Genomic DNA, 19670 nt, shown 5'->3' with positions numbered 1-19670 from the left:
AAAATGGATATTGAAAACAAGCAGGTGGTGATCATTGGCGCTGGGCCTTCTGGCGCCATTGCGGCGGCCTTACTGCACGCGCAAAATATTGATGTATTAGTGATTGAAAAGACACTCTTTCCTCGTTTTTCTATTGGTGAAAGTTTGTTGCCAGCCTGTATGGAAGTGATTGAACGAGCGGGCATGATGGATGCGGTCATGCAGGGTGGATTTCAGAACAAAGATGGGGCCGCTTTTCGTAAGCAAGGGCGATATAGCCAGTTTCACTTTCATGATAAATTTTCCGCAGGCCCCAGTACTACCTGGCAAGTAAAGCGAGGGGACTTTGATAAAATACTGGCCGATTCTGCGCAATCTCAAGGGGTTGAAATACGTTATCAAAGTGAAGTGCTAGCCCTTGAGGTTCAGCAAGAGCGCACGCTTATCACAGTGAAAAATCATCATGGCATACAGTATGCGATTCAAGCGCAGTATGTATTAGATGCGAGTGGTTTTGGTCGAATTTTACCTAAATTATTGCACTTAGAGAAACCGTCTTCTTTTCCAATCCGTAAAGCCATTTTTACCCATATAAAAGACAATATTTGTCCATTAGACTCTGTCCATGACCGTAATAAAATACTGGTTTGTGTGCATCCTCAGCACAGCGATGTATGGTATTGGCTCATTCCTTTTGCCGATGGCACCTGTTCATTAGGTGTGGTGGCACAGGCGCAGTTTTTTGCCCAAAGCGAAGTCAGTAATATTGACCTAATTAAGCGTTTAGTAGAGCAAGATCCTGATTTGTCCCAGTTATTGCAACAGGCTCAATATCCGAATCCTGCAGGGGAGTTGTGTGGCTATGCGGCCAATGTAAAACACCTTGCCACCGATCGTTATGCACTATTAGGTAATGCTGGAGAGTTTTTAGATCCCGTATTTTCATCGGGTGTGACCATAGCGATGAAGTCAGCAGAGTTGATAGCGGACTGTGTGGTGAGAAAAATGCAGGGCAATGACGTTGACTGGCAGAAAGAGTATGCCGATCCTTTGATGATTGGAGTCAATGCGTTTAGAACTTACGTTGAAGGTTGGTATGATGGATCTTTTCAGGATGTGATTTTCCATGAACCGGCTAATGACAAGATTAAGCAAATGATTTGCTCTATTTTAGCTGGGTATGCTTGGGATGAGTCCAATCCTTATGTCCACAAATCGCAACAGCGATTGCGCACACTGGCGGAAATTGTCCGTACATAAACTCCATATTGACGGTATTCTCAGGGCCTTACTCTCATTGCAGATTAAGGCCTCTTTTGTTATTGAACACGGTTCATATTGATATTTTTTGTGTTACATAAATGAAGTATTAAATACCGTTTATTTTAACAGCAAATGTGGAGTATTTATGCTTGCCTGTCACAAAGTGTTGCAAGTCAAAGACATACGAATTATTCAATAAATCAGATACTTATTTGTGGGTTTGTATTACAAATACCTAAAAAGAGGTATATTTGTGTGATCTTGATCATAGTCAATTTTGTTATGTGATTCCTACTTACAATCGCGCCAGTTTTTATATTTTGTAAGGAACCACTATGAGTAAGACAAAGCTGGTTATTATCGGAAACGGTATGGTGGGGCACCGTTATATTGAAGATTTGCTTGAGAAAGCCGATATTTCAAATATGGACATCACGGTGTTCTGTGAAGAGCCACGTGTCGCCTATGATCGTGTTCATCTTTCTTCCTATTTTTCTCATCACACTGCAGATGAACTCTCTTTGGTAAAAGAAGGTTTCTACGACAAACATGGCATTAACGTATTAATCGGTGAACGTGCCATTAATGTGAACCGTGAAAATCGAATCGTGCATTCTAGTACCGGTCGTGAAATTGAATACGACAGGTTAATTATGGCCACCGGCTCTTACCCATTTGTGCCACCCATTAAGGGGAACGAGAGCAAAGATTGTTTTGTATATCGCACCATTGAAGATCTTAAATCCATAGAAGCGACGGCGAAAAACAGCAGCGTGGGTGTGGTTGTTGGGGGCGGATTGCTCGGTTTGGAAGCCGCAGGGGCGTTACGCGCTCTGGGCGTTGAAACTCATGTGGTTGAATTTGCGCCGAAGTTAATGGCCGAGCAGTTAGATCAAGCAGGGGCGAATCAGCTTCGTAATAAAATAGAGCGTATGGGCGTGAACGTTCACACCAGCAAAAATACTCTGGAAATTGCCCCAGAAGGAAAAACCTTACGTAATGTGATGCGTTTTGCTGATGGTACTGAACTGGAAACGGATTTCATTGTTTTTTCTGCCGGTATCCGACCTCAAGATAAATTAGCCCGCCAAATGGGCCTAGATATCGCCCCTCGTGGGGGGATTGCCATTAACAATCATTGCCAAACTTCAGATAACCACATCTACGCTATTGGTGAGTGTGCTTCTTGGAACGAACGATTTTTTGGCCTAGTGGCGCCAGGTTACAAAATGGCGACAGTCGCGGTTGATCATCTCTTAGGTAACGAGAGCCAATTTACCGGCGCTGACATGAGCGCGAAGCTGAAACTATTAGGTGTCAAAGTTGGCTCCATTGGTGATGCTAACGGTCGCAGTGCTGGTTGTAAGAGCTACGTTTATCAAAACGAAGAGCAAGAAGTGTATAAGCGCATCATAGTGTCTGCAGATAACAAAACACTGCTTGGTGCCGTCATGGTCGGTGATACTTCCGATTATGGGGACTTGTTGCAATTGATGCTCAATGAGATTGAATTACCAGAACATCCTGATGCTCTGATTCTTCCAGCCCATGCGGGCGCAGAAAAGCCCACATTAGGCGCCGACGCTTTACCTGAAAGTGCGGTAATTTGTTCTTGTTTTGATGTGACTAAGGGCAAAATAGCTCAAGCGGTGGCCGACGGTCATCATACGGTAGCGGATATAAAAGCGGAAACGGGCGCAGGCACAGGTTGTGGCGGTTGTCTTCCTCTTGTGGCGTCAGTGCTGAATGCTGAGCTTGCTAAAGCGGGTATTGAGGTGAAAAGTGACGTTTGTGAGCACTTTGCCTATTCTCGCCAAGAGCTATTTCATCTTATTCGTATTGAAGAGATCAAAACTTTTGATGAGCTATTAGAAAAATACGGTAAGGGTTATGGCTGTGAAGTGTGTAAACCACTGGTTGGTTCTATTCTAGCCTCTTGCTGGGGTGAGCACATTCTTACGCCGCAATTGGTAAAATTGCACGACACCAACGATAACTTCTTAGGCAACATTCAAAAAGACGGCACATATTCGGTTATTCCTCGTATGGCGGGGGGGGAAGTGACGCCTCAAGCTTTGGCGGCCTTAGCGGATGTGGCGGCGCAATACCATTTGTACACTAAGATCACGGGCGCGCAACGTATTGGCTTATTTGGCGCACAAAAAGATGATCTTCCTGCTATTTGGCGTCAACTCATTGATGCCGGATTTGAAACAGGCCAAGCCTATGCTAAAGCACTGCGTATGGCTAAAACCTGTGTTGGTGCTAAGTGGTGTCGTTATGGGGTACAAGATTCTGTGGGCTTAGGCTCTATGATCGAAAACCGTTACAAAGGGATACGAACGCCTCATAAAATGAAATTTGGTGTGTCTGGTTGTACCCGTGAATGTGCCGAAGCTCAAGGTAAAGATCTGGGTATTATTGCCACTGATGCGGGTTGGAACCTGTATGTGTGTGGTAACGGTGGCATGAAGCCTCGTCATGGGGATTTATTGGCAACAGACTTAGATGAACAGACTCTGATCAAATACATCGACCGTTTCATGATGTTTTATATACGCACCGCAGCGCCACTGCAACGCACCTCAGTATGGTTAGAAAACCTTGAAGGTGGGGTGGATTATCTGCGCGAAGTGATAGTGAATGACAAACTGAACATTAACGCACAACTCGAAGCGGATGTGGCTAAGTTAGTGGCAGAGTATCGCTGTGAATGGACCGATACGCTCAACGATGAGCAGCAGTTAAAGCGTTTTTCTCACTTTATTAATTCCGATCTTCGTGATGATAACCTCGTGTTTGTTAATGAACGAGACCAACACCGTCCTGCGACGTATGCGGAGAAACATCCCCATGGCAAAGGCGATATCTTTCACCAAGCCATTACCGAATAACAGGAGCTGACATCATGAGTTTTGAATCCATATGTAATATCGAAGATATCGTACCAGGCACAGGGGTGTGCGCATTAGTGGCAGGCCAGCAAGTGGCCCTTTTTAGACCATCTAATGAGCCACAGGTCTTTGCCGTGTCTAATTGCGATCCTTTTGCTCATTCTAATGTTCTATCTCGAGGCTTGATTGTGGAGCATAAAGGTGAGTTATGGGTGGCGAGTCCATTGAAGAAACAACGCTTTAATTTAAGTACCGGTGAGTGCATGGAAGATGCGCGCTTTAACATTAAAGCCTATTTTGCCCGCGTGGTGGATGGCGTGGTTGAAGTGTCGGCATAAGAAATTGCATAGCGAAAGGGCTCCTTTATTTAAAAAGCAGGGGAGCCTTTGACTATACAATTTTAACTTTTATGTGGATGACAAAATGAATGATTTAAAACCGGCAGAATTTGTGCAAACAATGATAGATATTGGTGAAGCCAAAGTAAAAACCAGCGCGAGAGATCTGGTGCTAAGAGGCATTATGGCCGGTATTATCTTGTCCATTGCTGTGGTGGTGGCGATTACGGCCATTGTTCAAACCGGCGTAGGCGTAGTGGGGGCTTTGGTGTTTCCAGTCGGCTTTTGTATTTTGAGCTTAATGGGGTACGACTTAGTCACCGGCATGTTTGGATTAGCGCCATTAGCGAAGTTTGAACAACGGGCTGGAGTTTCTTGGGGGCGTGTTTTTCGTTGCTGGGGACTGGTTGGTTTAGGGAACTTGATTGGCTCCTTGCTGGTGGCGTATTTGATTGCCTTATCTTTAACTGCCAACTTCTCTATTGCCCCTAACGCCATCGCGCAAAAATTTATCGCCGCCTCTACCGCCCGCTCTGCAGGTTTTGAGCAGTTAGGCTTTGATGGTTGGATTACCTGTTTTGTACGCGGCATCTTGTGTAACTTGATGGTGTGCCTTGGGGTTATTGGCAACATGACTGCGCGCACTGTGGCAGGCAAAATAGCGGCAATGTGGTTGCCTATTTTCATCTTCTTTGCTTTGGTGTTTGAACATACGGTGGTGAATATGTTCTTGTTCCCACTGGGTATGATGCTTGGTGCGGATTTTGGTATCGCGACTTGGCTGAACTTTAATTTGATCCCAACGATTTTGGGTAACATTGTTGGCGGTTTAGTCTTTACTTGTATTCCTTTGTATTTGACACATGCGAAAACGGCGCCTTCCCTTGACTCGAAGACTCATGCTTAAATGATGAGCCGAGTATAACCGCAGCAACTACAACAGTCGTAACCACTGGGCAATAGGCATGAGAGTCGTGGTATGACACCGGTTGGCAGGTTGTGTTTTGCCGAAGATGAGAGAGCGTTACTATGACAGAAAAATCAATATCAGCAAATCAAGGTGGGTTTGTTTCTTTGGTCGGAGCAGGCCCGGGGGATCCCGATCTGTTGACAGTAAAAGCGCTGCGCTTGATTCAGCAAGCTGACGTGGTGGTGTACGACCGCTTAGTGTCTGAGGAAATCATGCAATTGGTTAATCCGGCAGCGGAGCGAGTGTATGTGGGGAAGCAGTTAAACTATCATTGCGTACCGCAACAGCAGATTAATCAAGTGTTGATTGAGAAAGCGCAACAAAATTTGCATGTGGTGCGGTTGAAAGGGGGCGATCCGTTCATTTTTGGTCGTGGTGGAGAAGAGTTGCAAACACTGGCTCAAGAGCACATCTCTTTTGAGGTCGTTCCGGGGATCACCGCAGCTTCAGGGTGTACGGCCTATGCAGGGATCCCATTAACCCATAGAGACCATGCGCAAAGTGTCCACTTTATCACCGGGCATGTGAAAAAAGAGGGGATGGATATTGATTGGCCAAATTTGTCAAAGGGTAACACCACATTAGTCTTTTATATGGGCTTAAAAGAGAGTGGTAATATTGAGCAAAAGCTACTTGCGTCTGGCTTATCTGCCGAGACCCCTGTGGCCATTATTGAGCGGGGAACAACGCCAAATCAGCGTGTCCTGACCGGATGTTTGACACAATTGTCACACCTTGCTCAGCAAGCCATCAGTCCTGCCTTGATTATTGTGGGAAGTGTTACTCGTTTACATTCGCAATTAAACTGGTTTAATCCCTCCTCCACGCACTGACCTGATGCCCATTCTTGTGTGTGGAAAACCGAGTATTGGCTGATGGCATTTAACTTTGCACCACAGTGCACGGTTTTGTTATCCAAGTGTGCAAGAGTGCATAAATAACACTATGGTTAAATGGATACACTCTACGAGTCAGGTTTAGGATGAACCTTCTCATTAGTCTGTGAGCCTTTAGCAAGGATAGCTAAACTATGAAAATACCTCTCTTCAGAGCAGAAACACAGTCAGTGTGCTTTTTCTGTGGATTATCATTGGCAACGGCACTGTCTATTTACCAAGGGTATTCTGCCCGTATTACCCCCACTTCGTTTTTGGCCAACAGTTGGCAGTGGTTATCCAGCATTCTTTTTTGTTGGGGCCTGTTGTTGCTTTTGTTTACAAGTGCCAGGCCGACCGTTCGCGCCGTATGGGCGCTGGTGGCCATTGTTGCCGCTTTGGCGGTAGGGCGCTTTATGGGTTCACAATCCATAAACAGTGTGATTCCGTCCTTTTCATCGCGATCCAACCCGCCTTCGTTGCCCGTTTTACATATCACGTCACCTGCGCCATTAGTATTAACCGAGGCCATTGATTTAACTCAAAGTTACCAGCAGGCTATCATGGCGTCAGGTTGGCATTCTATTTTAGATCTCTCTCGCTTACAAAATGACACTGATTTGGTGGAGAGTTACGCCATTATCAATGATACCTATTCGGTGATTTATCAACATTTGTTGTTAGCACAACAGCAAGTGCATAAATTGGAATTAACCCATTACGATAATGACGTAAATGGGGGGATGGAGCGGCAATATGTCGATGCGCAAATTGTTCATTTACAACAACAAAATGAAGGTTGGAGCATTGAACTTTCTATTTTAAAGCAGGTACAAGTTATCATTCAAATGCTGGATATGGGGCGTGAACAGTGGACCATTCAAGATGGTTTGATCGTGTTTTTCGCCCAAGGGGATGAACAGCATTATCAAGAGACTATGCAGCGCATAAATGGATTGATAGAACAGAAAAACGCCTACCAAGCGTCTCCCACATTATAAATGACAATCTACAGTTTGATGAATGCTTGACCGTCGTTGCGCATTGTTATGGAAAAGCATTCCGTCTAGGTCTGAGTTATACACTAACAGGGAATGCTTATCCTATTTGAGAAGGGATCAGTATCTGATCTGATCCTCGGTGGTGCTTATGATCTTTTGTATAGGCTCTGTCCCATCATAGAACCAAATCTCAGCGAGTATAGAGCGGTATTGCTCGGCGTAACTTACCTCAATGTTGCCTTGCCCATTATTTAGCGCGCCATTTGCAATGCGATACGCGTAATTAGGTTGCCATGTACCATCGGTATTGAGTGCATAGTCACTATACAAGGAGATATAGGCGCGTTTGCGGCTAAAGTTGCTGATGTCGATGTGCACCGTTAGTGATTGCATGGGATCATAATTAAAATCATTGGGAATGGATAAATCTTGCATCGAACGTTGTGGGGTGTGTATCTCTTGTGCTGCGGTCTCGATGCTAGGTTCCTCGGTGGGTGAAGGGGTGGCGATGGGATCTTGTACAGGTGTTTCTTCTATAACGGCAGAATCTGTACTGCTATCGCTATTACCACCGCTGCCCCCGCCACAGGCGGTTAGCATTAACATTGCCATAAGGGTGCTTGCTTTGTTAAGTGTGTTCATCATCTAGTCCTTGATCTATTGCGCTGTAGGGTTAACGTTGATAAATGCGTGATGTCACTGAGCGGTTGGCTTTATGCCAGGTGGTGTTTTGTTCCCCCCCTGATTCGGCATAAGCGGCAAATTCAGGGTAGGCATGCACTAAATCCACACGCTCAATAGGCCATTGCCACTCTTCGGTCATTAATAGCGCCCAAGGAAGATGGGTGTGCGTTTTAAAGTAGGTGCCTTGATCTGGCTCACTGGCATCCACTCCTAGGTTAAACATTGCGTCACCGTTAAATTTTTCTGTCGGGGCGTAATCGGGTAAATGGACCTCCCATTGACGACCTGGTTGGAAAGGCAGTCCCTCACCATGGTAATAACCTGGGGTGGCAAAAATGAAGGGGTCGTAAGGCATGGCAATTAAGCCACTGCGATCACTGTCACTGTGCAATGTAACGTGCAGTTCAAAGCTAAAGTTTTCCTGCTCTACACAGTGAGATTGAGTTCGGAAAAAGGCGCAACGACTGCTTTTATAGTGGGTTAAGTCGTTGTCTATTATGAAAATGGCTTCATTACTGTCGGTCTCTAGTCCATGATCCTCAAGCAATATACCGTTGTGATATTGACGCGTTAATAGGCTATCGATATCCGTTTGTAATACACCTTGTAGGCGTATCGCAAAGCCATTGTGATAGTCGGCTCCTACTGCGGCCAGTCGTCCTTGAATCAGGGTTTTCTGCACTTGATTGTCACGCAGTATTTCCGTAATACGGTAATGCATCACCACGTCGTTCATATCGTAATCGGCGGTGTAGGGCCAGTTATCTTCGTAGGCTAAGGTGGCATACCCCTTTTCGTTAGGGAAGTGCCTAATGGTAATGCCGTTGCTCGATACTGTGATAGGGTGATCTTCTACTTCTCCTGAGGTTGCTCCGCCAAAGTAATCGAGCCCTGCTTGCTGACTAAAGCGAAAACGAGTCCAGGTTCTACCATCAACAGCGTTATAATCCACCGTATAGGGAAGGGCATTAAAGCCGGTTTCTAGTTGAACATCGGAGAAAACTTTTTCGCCCTCATCGTCAAAATCACCATCTTGGTTCCAGTCAAACCACGCCGATAAGTAGCCTGATGTTGAAGCTTGTATATTCACGATAGAATCCAATCCCGGCTCTATGGCGGTTACAAAACCGACGCCATTTTCATCAGCGTGTCCTGTGGTGTCATCACTTAAGGGGGCAATGAGGCCATCTTGTTCACCGTCTGGAGCTGTTGTGCCTAAGAAAGTCACACCATCGAGTTGATGGCGAGGGCCATTATTGGCAAGGGTGGTAAAGTAGCTATCGGGAGCATCCGCAAAATCAATGCTGGAATCCTCATCAATAAGAGGGGCATTGGCACAACGGGCCCCATCGTTTTGTGATGAACTAGGACCGTCGGCAAATTTAACCGCGGGGACAATACCTTGTGCCATTTTGTTGGCATCGGAAAGATCCACTCGATATACGTGTCCATCTTGATTTCGAGAGACGTAGTAGTTGCCATTGACGTCAAAATACCCTGCGCCAAATGTGCCGGTTATGCCCGTGTCACCAATGGCGGTAGCCGCTCCGGTACTTGTGTCAAAGCGATACAAATAACCGCTATTGTTGTCGATACCGTACAGTTGGTCATTACCAGGATGAAAGGCAAAGTCGGTTAAGGTGATAGTGGCTGTGGTGGTGATTTTTTCTACTACCAAATAAGCATCGGGATCATCACTTAGCGGTGCTAAATCAATTTTAAAAAGACCTTTTCCTTTTCGATACAGAAAGTAGACATTGTTCGCGACATCTCCCACATAAAATGTATGGTCGGTGGGTAGTCCGATGGTGTTGAGTGTTTGTGCTTGAAAATCCTCGCCTAATCGTACGATTTGCTTATTGGTGGTGTCATAGCCATAGATGTAACGACTGGTAAAATCAAAGCCGACGCCATTGATGTTGGCGTTCAAGCCAGTGTCACCTTGCTGTAGTGTCGTTTGGCCGGTAACTAGGTTAATCCCATATACCTGCACTGGATTAGATTGGAACAAATAAGCCTTGCTTGGACAGGTTTGAAACGCCCCAGCATAGACGTTAGCGCTGAGTAAACAGGCGCTGGCGATGAGGCGACACCATACTTTTTTATTGGAGCCTTTTGTCTTTAACATGTGGATATCCCTATACGTTGTTGGCGGCAGAAGCAGACCATGTGAAATGTGTTGTGTTTTCGATTTATTGGTTACTGCTAAGGGTAACTATCCAAGATGTGTGCCAGAAAATAGGGGGCATTTACGTTTAAATTGGCCTAACAATACGGTTTTGATTCTCAAAATGAGAATCGGTGCATTAGCAGAAAAAAAGCCCAACAAAGTTGGGCTAAAAGGGGGAGCAAGAAGATGTTGTCGTCAGGATGAGGGACGGTTATTGTCCCCGTCCGTCTAACATAATACGCAGGGTTTTTACGGTAATGTGAAAATCGGTAATGAACCAATTCCATACAGAATGGTGCGATAAGGCGTAGCTATGATCATAACCCACCTTTGAACGCACATCTTCAATAGAGGTGTCATACCCTTGATTGACTTGCGCTAATCCGGTGATGCCAGGGAGTACGCCGTAGGTGCGATCAGCAAAAAATGGGATGTGTTGTTCTAATGTTTTATAAAACACGGGGCGTTCAGGGCGAGGTCCAATGAGGGACATTTCTCCTTTTAATACATTGAACAATTGCGGAAGTTCATCAAGGCGGGTTTTACGCAGAAAGCGCCCCACAGGGGTGATTCTAGGATCATGCTGTGTTGCCCATGCCGCGCCTTTGGCCTCGGCATCTTGATACATGGTTCTAAACTTTATAATTTCGAACAGAGCCATTTCGTTGGGGGTGGATTTACCCACTCGCAGTTGACGATAAAACAGAGGGCCTTTAGACGTGCTTAAAATGGCAATGGCAATGAGTGGTAGTAATGGAATGAGCGCCGCGATACCAAGCAGTGAGCCGCTTATATCAAAAAAACGCTTGCCGATAGTAATGGTGTTATTTTTCTTCGTCAGTGTATACATGCTGGTTTCCTTTTTTAGCAAACAGGGTTAGACGCACTTATGACATGGGTTGGTTAGTGTCCAAGTTACAACTAGGTGCTGTGATGGCGGTTGATGAATAGATAGCGCAGCCCACCAATAAAATTTGCTGTGTGTCCCATCAACAAGTAGTGAATTAATGCCAATGGTTTAAAGCGAATTAGGGTAGGGAATATCAGGCAAGTGAGGCTGCTGGCGTAGATAAGCAGTTGTAAAATTAACGCCAGTTGAAAAAACCACATATGTTGTAGTAGCAGGCTGCTAAGCAACGCGGTAAGCAATAGGTATGGAGTAAGCAATCTTAATCCTTTACCGGAAAAGAATGCAAAAGCGATGCGTTTAAACTTAGGATGAAAAAGGGAAAATAAAGTGATCACTTGCTGCATATTGCCTGACGAAATGCGTAAGCGACGAGCAAAGTCATGTTGAAGAGGTGTGGGTTCCATTTCAGTGGCGATAACTTTGCTATCATAGTTGGCTAAATACCCTTGCTGTACGATACGCATAGGTAAAATAAAGTCATCGTTAATACTGTTGGCCGCTAGAGGCTGAAATAAATGACTGCGGAAGATATAAAAAGCCCCGTGGGAGCCGATGCTGGTGGCTAAGTCCGCCTCTGCGGATTTTATTTTACTCTGGTATTGCCAATATTGGGCTTCACCATCGCTAGCATGGGAGTACAGGGTATATATGCCATTGACCACCCCCACTTTATGATTGCTAAAGTGCTCTTGTGCAATTAATAAGGCATCAATAGAAATCAAAGCGGTTACATCACTGAGCACAGTGAGATCTGAAGTGACACCGGCCATTGCCTGGTTGATGACCGCCACTTTACCTTGATTTTGTTGATACTCAATGACTTCAAACAAGGTATCGGAGCATATGGCTTCTTGGATGGTGGCCTTGGCAATCTCTGCCGTGTTGTCGCTGCAACCATCACAGATAATCTTTACCGAAAGTTTATGTTTGGGGTAATCCAAAGAGGCGGTGTTGCGGATCTTGTCCGCTATCCATTGCTGTTCATTAAAGGCTGGAATAATAAATGTCACAGTAGGGCGCAGTTCATCTTGACGCATCTTTTTAAAGTGTCTCTTGCTGTGCCTGTGATTGGAATGACTGGCTTTGTGTATTTTGTTGTGGGCGATAATTTTCAGTAACAAAGGGTAGCCGAGGTGATGATACACAATAAGAGTGCTGGCGGTGACAAATAGGGTGATGAGTAGGGCATCGAAGTTAAACATACTTACGCTCCTATATTGATCAAGTGTTGATATTGAGTGACGGTGTCACGGATATCGTGGTGATTTACTACAAACTCTCGCGGGGAATGTGCTGAAGGTTTAAAGGCTTTAATTGCAAAAGCCAGTTTCTTTGCACTATGGGGCGCAACTAAAAAACCACTATTGGGACACAGAGTTTCTGCCGATGCCCCCACATTAGTGGCCATTGTGGGGGTGCCACACGCTTGGGCTTCAATGGCGCTAAGGGGGAAACCTTCATGTCGAGAGGGCAGACAAAATAGATCCAAGCTTTGATAAAACAGCGGCATATTCGACACTCTTCCTAGAAATATCACCCTATCTTGTACCCCTAACTGTTTGCTTAGTTGCATCAGTTGTTTTTTTTCTGAGCCGCTACCTGCGATAACAAGAGTGAATTTTTGCGGAAGTTCTACCATGGCTTTGATTAAAATATCGTGACCTTTTACTCGTTCTAACCGCCCAGCACTGCCGATAACGGTTTGTTGTAGTGGGAGATGCAAATGGTTACGGGCGGCTTGTTTATTGCCTTGCACAAAATACTGGGTATCAATGCCATTATGAATGGTGGTTAAGGGCGAATAAGCAAATAACTGTTTAAGGCGACGCTTTACGGCGTTGGCATCGGCGACTAAATGCGGTTTTACCCACATCAGTAAGGCTCGTTGAATTTGTCTATGTTTAAAACGGTTGAGATGCCACACATCGTGTTCGGTATGAAGTTTGGTTTTAATGTGACACTGTGTGGCCGCAAGACCACCATACAGTAGCGGACCAATATGATGAGTATGAACAACATCGACGGATAACTCTCTAAATAGACGACACAGTTCAACTAGAGTGTCGAAATGGAATGAGTCCGGTTTATTTAAAAATATGAGTTGGTTAGCAAAAGGCTGCAAGCGAGGCCAGCGCGCTAGAGCGTGTTGTTTGTCCCCTTGCAAGCTAATGATATAGACATTGTGCCCAGGATGACTGAACGAGACAAAATCAAGGGCAAGACTCTCAATGCCTCCCGGAGCTAAATGCTGCACTACATGAACCAGAGTTTTACGATCATTTTGCATATCTCATCCTTACGCTACGCGTGCTATCTACAGCATTGACTTGCTGTATTGGGTATTACCTTGCACGTTGCACAAGTTGTGCCAACTTAAATGGGATGAAAATGTCAAAAAAGAGGGGATAAATTTTATTCTGAGAATCATTTTGATAGCTTGGCAATAGAATTAATCAGGACACCCACACTAAAATTCCTCATGCCCGCAGGCACCTTAATCAACAGTGAATGGCTGATTAAGGGTAAGCGCACCATAAACCCCACATTCTAATCGCCTATCACGAATATTAAGATCCAGTCTCCAATAAAGAGGAGATTTAAAATGGCAAAACGACGCACCAAACAAGAATGGCAAACGCTTATCGAGCAATCTGAATCGAGTTCATTATCTACACTAGCATTTTGTAAGATCAATGAACTCAACCCCTCCACATTTTATGCTAAGCGCCAGCAATTCAATAAGACTGACGTATCTCAAGGCTTTGTTCGGGCTGAAGTCATCGAGAAAACAACGAAGTATCAAGCTCAAATAGCTACCGCTAATATGACTCTTCTCGTCAATGATGTTGAGCTGAGCATTCCGCAAGGTACGCCAGCGGCCTATCTTGCAGAGCTTATCGGTGCCTTATCATGAAACACATGCTCAGCGCTCCAGAGATTTATCTATATCGTGAAAGCGTCGATTTTAGAAAGTCCATCAACGGTCTTGCTGCAATTATCGAAAGTGACACCGACTTACCTTTAGGAAGTGGCGCACTGTTCCTGTTCACCAATAAACAGCGCGATAAAATCAAAGTCTTGTATTGGGATAAAACAGGCTTCGCCCTTTGGTATAAACGCCTTGAGAAAGCCAAGTATAAGTGGCCTGCAAAAGAGAAAAATGAAGTGTTTACCCTGACCCAATTCGAGCTTGATAGACTGCTTTCTGGCTTCACTATTATCGGCCATAAACCCGTCAAAATAAACGATTTTACAATGACTTAAGCGATAAAAAAGCCTTATATACCAAGCGTTAACGGCACGGTTTTAGTATAATTAATGCCATGAAAAAGACACCAAATATCAACCCGGAAAGTCAAGATATTGCCGAGCTACAAGCGATGGTAGCCGCACTGATGTCGGAGAAAAATGACTGGAAACAAGAGCGTCAATCTCTACTTGAGCAACTTAAACTTGCCTTCGACCGCCAGTTCGCGAAACGCTCGGAGGCGTTAAAACCTTACGATGAATCACAAGGTGACCTTTTTAACGAAGTGGAATGTGAAGCTGCTAAGGAAGAAGAAGTTGAGGTGACGACCACCACCACAACGAAGAAACGTGGTAAACGCAAGCCACTTCCAAAGACGTTACCTCGTGAGATTATCGAACTCGATATAGACGACCATGAAAAGCAGTGCGCTTGCTGCAATCATGACCTTCATAAAATCGGTGAAGACCGCAGCGAGAAATTAGAGTTCACGCCAGCGGTACTCAAAGTACTGGAATACGTTCGTCCTAAATATGCTTGCCGCGAATGTGAAAAAACAAGCGACACTAGCCGTATCGTTCAAAAGCCAGCACCGCAGAGCATTATCCCTAAAAGCTTCGCAACAGAAAGTTTGTTGGCTAATATCATCCTTGGTAAATACCAATACGCAATGCCACTTTACCGCCAAGAATCTCTGTTTACTCAGTCGGGTATCGAGCTATCACGTACCACTATGGCAAGATGGGTTATCCAAGTCAGTGAGAAGTTCATTCCACTGTATGCCGCCTTGAAAGAGCAGTTACTTAAACAAGTGGTCATTCAAGCTGATGAAACCCCACTTAATGTGCTTAAAGAAGATAAACAGTGTTACATGTGGCTCTACTGCTCGGGCGCGGACTCGCCACAAGCTGTACTACCGAATGTAAAAAACATAGTCTTGTACGACTATCAAAACAGTCGCGCGAGGGCGTGCCCTGCGACTTTTTTGGGTGACTATGGCGGTTATCTACAAACGGATGGTTATAGGGCTTATGATGGTCTTAGCCAAGTGACCAATGTTGGTTGTTTAGCCCATGCTCGGCGTAAGTTCATGGATGCGAAGAAGCTTCAAGGCAAAGGTAAGTCTGGTAAAGCACTGGCTAAAATCCAGAAGCTCTATGGGATAGAATCTCGCTTAAAAGGAGTATCTGCGCAGAAACGAAAAGCAGAACGTCAACAGCATGCCAAGCCGATACTGGATGAGTTGTATGAGTGGATGACGACTCAACAAGTGATAGGGTCTAGCTCACTGGGTAAAGCGATTAAATATACGCTTGGGCAATGGCCGAAGCTTATTCGCTATATCGATGATGGTCACTTATCGATAGACAATAACCGTGCTGAACGCGCAATTAAACCGCTGGTCATTGGTAGGAAGAACTGGTTGTTCTCGAGCACACCAAATGGGGCTGACGCGAGCGCGATGCTTTACAGCATAGTCGAAACAGCCAAAGTAAATGGTCTTATCTTGTACGACTATCTGGTCAAATGCATGCAGGCGCTAGCGAAAGCTGAACCTAATATCGATGCACTCCTACCTTGGAACTTCAAACACTAACAATATCGCCCCGTGGGATCATGGGGCGCATACGATTAAAGTGCCTGCGGGTACATGTATTCATGTCCATCTGCGACGAAATTTATCTGGAAAATTTACCTGGACACCCATACAAAATTTACCTGGACACCCATACTAAAAGTCCTCAAATTAATCAAGACACCCACACTAAAAGTTCCCCTGCACGCATGCTTTAATCAACAGTGAATGGCTGACTAAGGTGTCTGCGGATGATATGTGCTCATGTGCATCTGCGATGTTTTATTTTGGTTTTTACAATGGGTGGCCATAATTGTTCCAGCCACAATTGTTCACATTTGTTATGTTCCACCTCTTGGTATTCCTCGGTTCCTGTGACGTCCGATGGTAGCAAATTTGGGGTAAATTGGACTCGTCCCAAATCCACTTTTAAAGGCGATGCCAATGCTTTTATGGATTGTGTTTTTGCTGTGCCCAGTAAGCCTTCTAAAAGTACGTTGTCGTTTGTCTACAGGGCAACGAGCAAGGTATCCACCATGTATTGTTGACCTATCACGGATAACGTCATCTGCTGTTTGTTCTTATTAGGTTACTGGATTCTATAGAGATAGGGTTATGCTTTTAACGAATATCTCTTATCACTTTAAGTCAGTGGTCTTATGAGAGTGATGGGCTAAACTGAGAAACATGCAAGACACAAATCAAGTTAATATTTAACGGTTCCACTATTAGTTTGACGTGTTTTATTTGAAGTGAACGTATAGGAAAACAGAATGAATAAATTGACACTAAGCATAGCTCTAGGAGTGAATATCATTGCGTTACCCACTCTTGCTGCCACTGAAGTGACAACGTTGAGCGATTTTTTTAATGACAAAGGTGAAGTGACCACTAAAGATAATTACGCTGTCTATGAAACGGCTCGTCAATATTTAAAAGTTCAGCAAGCGGCGGGTGTCAATAAGTTTCAACACAAACGTGTGTTAACTCCTACAGATCAACAACCTGTAGTGCGTATGAATCGAGATACCTTCTACTCGATGGCAGTGATCAATGTCTCTCAAGGTGCTACCGTTACCTTGCCAGAGATCCCTGAGGGCAAATACATGTCTATGGAGGTGATTACACAAGATCACCGGATTCAAGCTATGCAGTATGGTGCAGGGACATTTGATCTCTCTACTCATGTAGGTGATCATGTGTATATCATAGTGCGAACGGACGCCACGTTTACTAAAGAAGAAGTGCATGCCATTCAAGATAAAATGCGCATAGATGCCAAAGCTACCGAACCCTTCTTCGCACCACAAGTGAAAAAGAGCACTTTTGAAGAGGTGGAAAGAGATCTTAAAACGGAAATGCCGGTACTGCTTAAACGAGATGGGGCCCAAGCCACGTTTGGCATGTTTACCGATCCTAATGATCAATCTAAAGAGTTGTATACCAAAGAAAAATACGCAGTAGGTGCTGCCATTGGTTGGGGGGGAGCGCAGATGCAAGATAATATTTATGAAGTCTCTGGGAATTACCCAGCAGATGTGTGCCATCAAGCCACATTTGATGACCCTAAAAACCAAGCATTTTGGTCGGTCACTGTTTATAACAAGCAAGGCTTTATGTTTGATGATGTAGCGAATGTGAGTTCCAATACCGCGACCAAAAATGCAGATGGAACGTACACCGTCAGTTTTGGTTGTGGAGATGATGCGCCAAATAACATCAAAACAAAAAATGATTCTGGGGTATTTAACCTTGCATTTCGTCATTATATGCCGAGTCAAAAAGTGCGAGATGGCTTTCGCGTCATACCTTTGTTAAAAGCGGTTAAATAACCAAAATATCAATATTTGAAAGCCTCACTTTAACACTGTGAGGCTTTTTTCTTAGACGTAAATAGGTAGCAGGGTGACACAACAACATATTGGAAATATCGCCGTAGTGGTGGATAACTATGATGAAGCCATAGAATTTTATACCAAGAAACTGAGATTTACTTTAGTTGAAGATACAGACTTGGGGGACGGAAAGCGTTGGGTGCGAGTGGCACCAGCACACTCACAAGGGACTCACTTATTGCTCGCTCAAGCCAGTAATTCACGGCAACAACAGGCGGTAGGCAATCAAAGTGGCGGTCGGGTATTTTTGTTTCTGCACACCAATGATTTTTGGCGAGATTACCACTTTATGAAAGAAAAAGGCGTCGTTTTTGCTGAAGAACCAAGAACAGAAGCCTATGGTACCGTCGTTGTCTTTCAAGATCTTTATGGCAATAAGTGGGATTTATTAGAGCTAACCCCTTCGAAGACCAGTGACACTCTATGATCAATCGTACATTAACTCTTTGGCCTTATTACTATCAAATTCGCGTAAGAATTTTTTTGCTTGATGGCGCATAGGCACTATTTTTAATGCCTGCTCAAATACGGTTATGGCATATACCCAAAAGATGGATGCGTCCAGTACTAACACGGCAAAGGCACATAGAGGAATGGCAATGACCCAACGTGTGACAAAGTTGATATTAAACACCGCCGTTGTTTTACCTAAGGCACGCAGTACCTGCCCATGCACTGTGGTGTAGCCTTGGATCAGTGGCATTAAAATATAAAGAGGGGCAATAGTGGCTAACGCCTGATAGGTCGTGTCCGAATGGCCTGGGTAGATGTCATCAATGAACAAACTTAAAACAAACGATACCAAAGCGATGATGGCCGACACCGCAATGGTGACCTTGATACTTAAATTGACATCTGCATCTAACGTTTCGAGATTGTTTGAGCCAATAGCTTGGGAGATGGTAATGGCTGAGGATACGGCCCATGCCACAACAAATTGCGCTAGAGATGAGAGCCAAGGGGTGACCATAACCACGGCAGCATAGGCTTCGGTGGGTAATTGGGTGTATAAAAATCGATATGCGGCCAGTCCCATAGCCAAGACCATCATATTGGCTGCAATAGGGGATATTTCTTTAAAGTGCAGGGCAATATTGCGACGTATTCCTTGCTTTGCTAAAGCTAAAGAAAGTAGAGAGTTTCGTTGATATTTAAGACAAACTAATAGAAATACCATTCGTATGCCAAGGGCAAAGATAGAGCCCAATGCGGCCCCCGCCACACCGATACCAGCAAAACTTCCCAAGCCATTAATGAGATAATAGGAAACGACAGCATTGATCGGCATCGTCAATAGGTAGCTTAGTAGTGGCAGCTTAGTTTTGCCCATTGCGTTATAAAGAGCGATGGAAACTTGCGAGATCCCAGTAAGAAGCAAAGCGTATTTGATGATAGAGAGGTAGGCATCAATGTCACTATAAAGGCTACTTTCGTGGCTCAGTAATTTAATCAAAGGCCACTTAAATAGTGAAATTAACGCAAAAAAGAACACAGCAACAGATAGATTGATAATGATGCCGGATAAATAGGATTTGGATACCAGTTGATTTTTACCCGACCCCACCGCTCGCGAGAGTACATTTTGCGAGCCATTGGCCAGAGCATTTTGCACCCCTAACATTAAAGAAACAATGGCACTGGCGATACCCATGGCAGCCAGTGAGCCTTCACCTAATGGTGAGATGAGCAGGGTATCTATCATTAACATCCCTTGCATAAGCAAGGCGTTAATGGCGATAGGCCAGGCCATTTTGATGTTCTTTTTAATGTAAGAGCGGTGGTTGGACACGGACAAGCCTTTTGGTCTTCATTTGAGATAATAGGTGTTAATGTAGGGACCTAAACAGATATTTTATCAACTTAGAATA

At 44.6% G+C, this 19670-nt stretch carries 17 protein-coding genes and 1 pseudogene; 11 read left to right on the top strand and 7 right to left on the bottom strand.

Annotated features, from left to right (window positions below; all coding sequences use genetic code 11):
• The first annotated feature begins 3 nt into the window (after window positions 1-3).
• The 6 genes from OCU56_RS14595 (at window position 4) to OCU56_RS14570 (ending at window position 7320) form a co-directional block, all read left to right on the top strand.
• A complete protein-coding gene (locus OCU56_RS14595) occupies window positions 4-1239 on the top strand; it encodes an NAD(P)/FAD-dependent oxidoreductase (RefSeq protein WP_261875451.1) in 1236 nt (411 codons plus the stop codon).
• 338 nt (window positions 1240-1577) lie between these two features.
• The gene (gene nirB, locus OCU56_RS14590; protein WP_261875450.1) at window positions 1578-4136 is read left to right on the top strand and encodes a nitrite reductase large subunit NirB; all 2559 of its coding nucleotides are present in this window, start codon (window positions 1578-1580) and stop codon (window positions 4134-4136) included.
• Window positions 4137-4150: 14 nt separating this feature from the next.
• Window positions 4151-4474, top strand: a complete 324-nt coding sequence (nirD, locus tag OCU56_RS14585; protein ID WP_261875449.1) for a nitrite reductase small subunit NirD — start codon at window positions 4151-4153, stop codon at window positions 4472-4474.
• Between the two features lie 85 nt (window positions 4475-4559).
• Complete coding sequence (locus OCU56_RS14580) at window positions 4560-5381, top strand: formate/nitrite transporter family protein (RefSeq protein WP_261875448.1); 822 nt, start codon at window positions 4560-4562, stop codon at window positions 5379-5381.
• A gap of 122 nt (window positions 5382-5503) precedes the next feature.
• A complete protein-coding gene (gene cobA, locus OCU56_RS14575) occupies window positions 5504-6277 on the top strand; it encodes a uroporphyrinogen-III C-methyltransferase (protein WP_261875447.1) in 774 nt (257 codons plus the stop codon).
• A gap of 197 nt (window positions 6278-6474) precedes the next feature.
• Complete coding sequence (locus OCU56_RS14570) at window positions 6475-7320, top strand: hypothetical protein (protein WP_261875446.1); 846 nt, start codon at window positions 6475-6477, stop codon at window positions 7318-7320.
• Window positions 7321-7437: 117 nt separating this feature from the next.
• On the opposite strand, the gene OCU56_RS14565 is transcribed toward OCU56_RS14570, so the two are convergent.
• The 5 genes from OCU56_RS14565 to OCU56_RS14545 all read right to left on the bottom strand — a co-directional run bounded on the left by OCU56_RS14565 (window position 7438) and on the right by OCU56_RS14545 (window position 13371).
• Complete coding sequence (locus OCU56_RS14565) at window positions 7438-7965, bottom strand: hypothetical protein (RefSeq protein ID WP_261875445.1); 528 nt, start codon at window positions 7963-7965, stop codon at window positions 7438-7440.
• Between the two features lie 28 nt (window positions 7966-7993).
• Window positions 7994-10132, bottom strand: a complete 2139-nt coding sequence (locus tag OCU56_RS14560) for an LruC domain-containing protein (protein WP_261875444.1) — start codon at window positions 10130-10132, stop codon at window positions 7994-7996.
• A 253-nt stretch (window positions 10133-10385) separates the two neighbouring features.
• The gene (locus tag OCU56_RS14555; protein WP_261875443.1) at window positions 10386-11024 is read right to left on the bottom strand and encodes a sugar transferase; all 639 of its coding nucleotides are present in this window, start codon (window positions 11022-11024) and stop codon (window positions 10386-10388) included.
• 71 nt (window positions 11025-11095) lie between these two features.
• Window positions 11096-12286: a glycosyltransferase family 2 protein gene (locus tag OCU56_RS14550; RefSeq protein ID WP_261875442.1), complete on the bottom strand. Its 1191-nt coding sequence runs from the start codon at window positions 12284-12286 to the stop codon at window positions 11096-11098.
• 2 nt (window positions 12287-12288) lie between these two features.
• On the bottom strand, window positions 12289-13371 hold the full coding sequence (locus tag OCU56_RS14545; protein WP_261875441.1) for a glycosyltransferase: 1083 nt from the start codon (window positions 13369-13371) through the stop codon (window positions 12289-12291).
• Between the two features lie 315 nt (window positions 13372-13686).
• Between OCU56_RS14545 and tnpA the strand changes: the two genes are divergently transcribed.
• From tnpA to tnpC, 3 genes are read left to right on the top strand one after another with little or no spacing between them, the layout of a single operon-like run.
• The gene (gene tnpA / locus OCU56_RS14540; protein WP_261875440.1) at window positions 13687-13998 is read left to right on the top strand and encodes an IS66 family insertion sequence element accessory protein TnpA; all 312 of its coding nucleotides are present in this window, start codon (window positions 13687-13689) and stop codon (window positions 13996-13998) included.
• Window positions 13995-14348 (top strand): IS66 family insertion sequence element accessory protein TnpB, encoded by a 354-nt coding sequence (gene tnpB, locus OCU56_RS14535; RefSeq protein WP_261875439.1) that lies wholly within the window; start codon window positions 13995-13997, stop codon window positions 14346-14348. Before tnpA ends, tnpB begins: the two co-directional genes overlap by 4 nt.
• A 59-nt stretch (window positions 14349-14407) precedes the next feature.
• Window positions 14408-15928 (top strand): IS66 family transposase, encoded by a 1521-nt coding sequence (tnpC, locus tag OCU56_RS14530; RefSeq protein ID WP_261875438.1) that lies wholly within the window; start codon window positions 14408-14410, stop codon window positions 15926-15928.
• Between the two features lie 325 nt (window positions 15929-16253).
• Here the strand turns inward: tnpC and OCU56_RS14525 are convergent.
• Window positions 16254-16475, bottom strand: a pseudogene (locus OCU56_RS14525) (AAA family ATPase); the annotation flags it as partial.
• A gap of 205 nt (window positions 16476-16680) precedes the next feature.
• Here OCU56_RS14525 and OCU56_RS14520 point away from each other — a divergent pair.
• Complete coding sequence (locus OCU56_RS14520; RefSeq protein ID WP_261875437.1) at window positions 16681-17739, top strand: DUF1254 domain-containing protein; 1059 nt, start codon at window positions 16681-16683, stop codon at window positions 17737-17739.
• A gap of 61 nt (window positions 17740-17800) precedes the next feature.
• Window positions 17801-18229, top strand: coding sequence for a VOC family protein (locus OCU56_RS14515; protein WP_261875622.1), 429 nt, complete (start codon window positions 17801-17803; stop codon window positions 18227-18229).
• Here the strand turns inward: OCU56_RS14515 and OCU56_RS14510 are convergent, their stop codons facing one another.
• Window positions 18230-19552, bottom strand: a complete 1323-nt coding sequence (locus OCU56_RS14510) for an MATE family efflux transporter (RefSeq protein ID WP_261875436.1) — start codon at window positions 19550-19552, stop codon at window positions 18230-18232. It abuts the gene before it with no gap.
• Window positions 19553-19670: the final 118 nt, after the last annotated feature.

The organism is Vibrio rarus, assembly GCF_024347075.1.
Taxonomy (GTDB): domain Bacteria; phylum Pseudomonadota; class Gammaproteobacteria; order Enterobacterales; family Vibrionaceae; genus Vibrio; species Vibrio rarus.
This window is presented reverse-complemented; position numbering and strand designations above follow the sequence as displayed.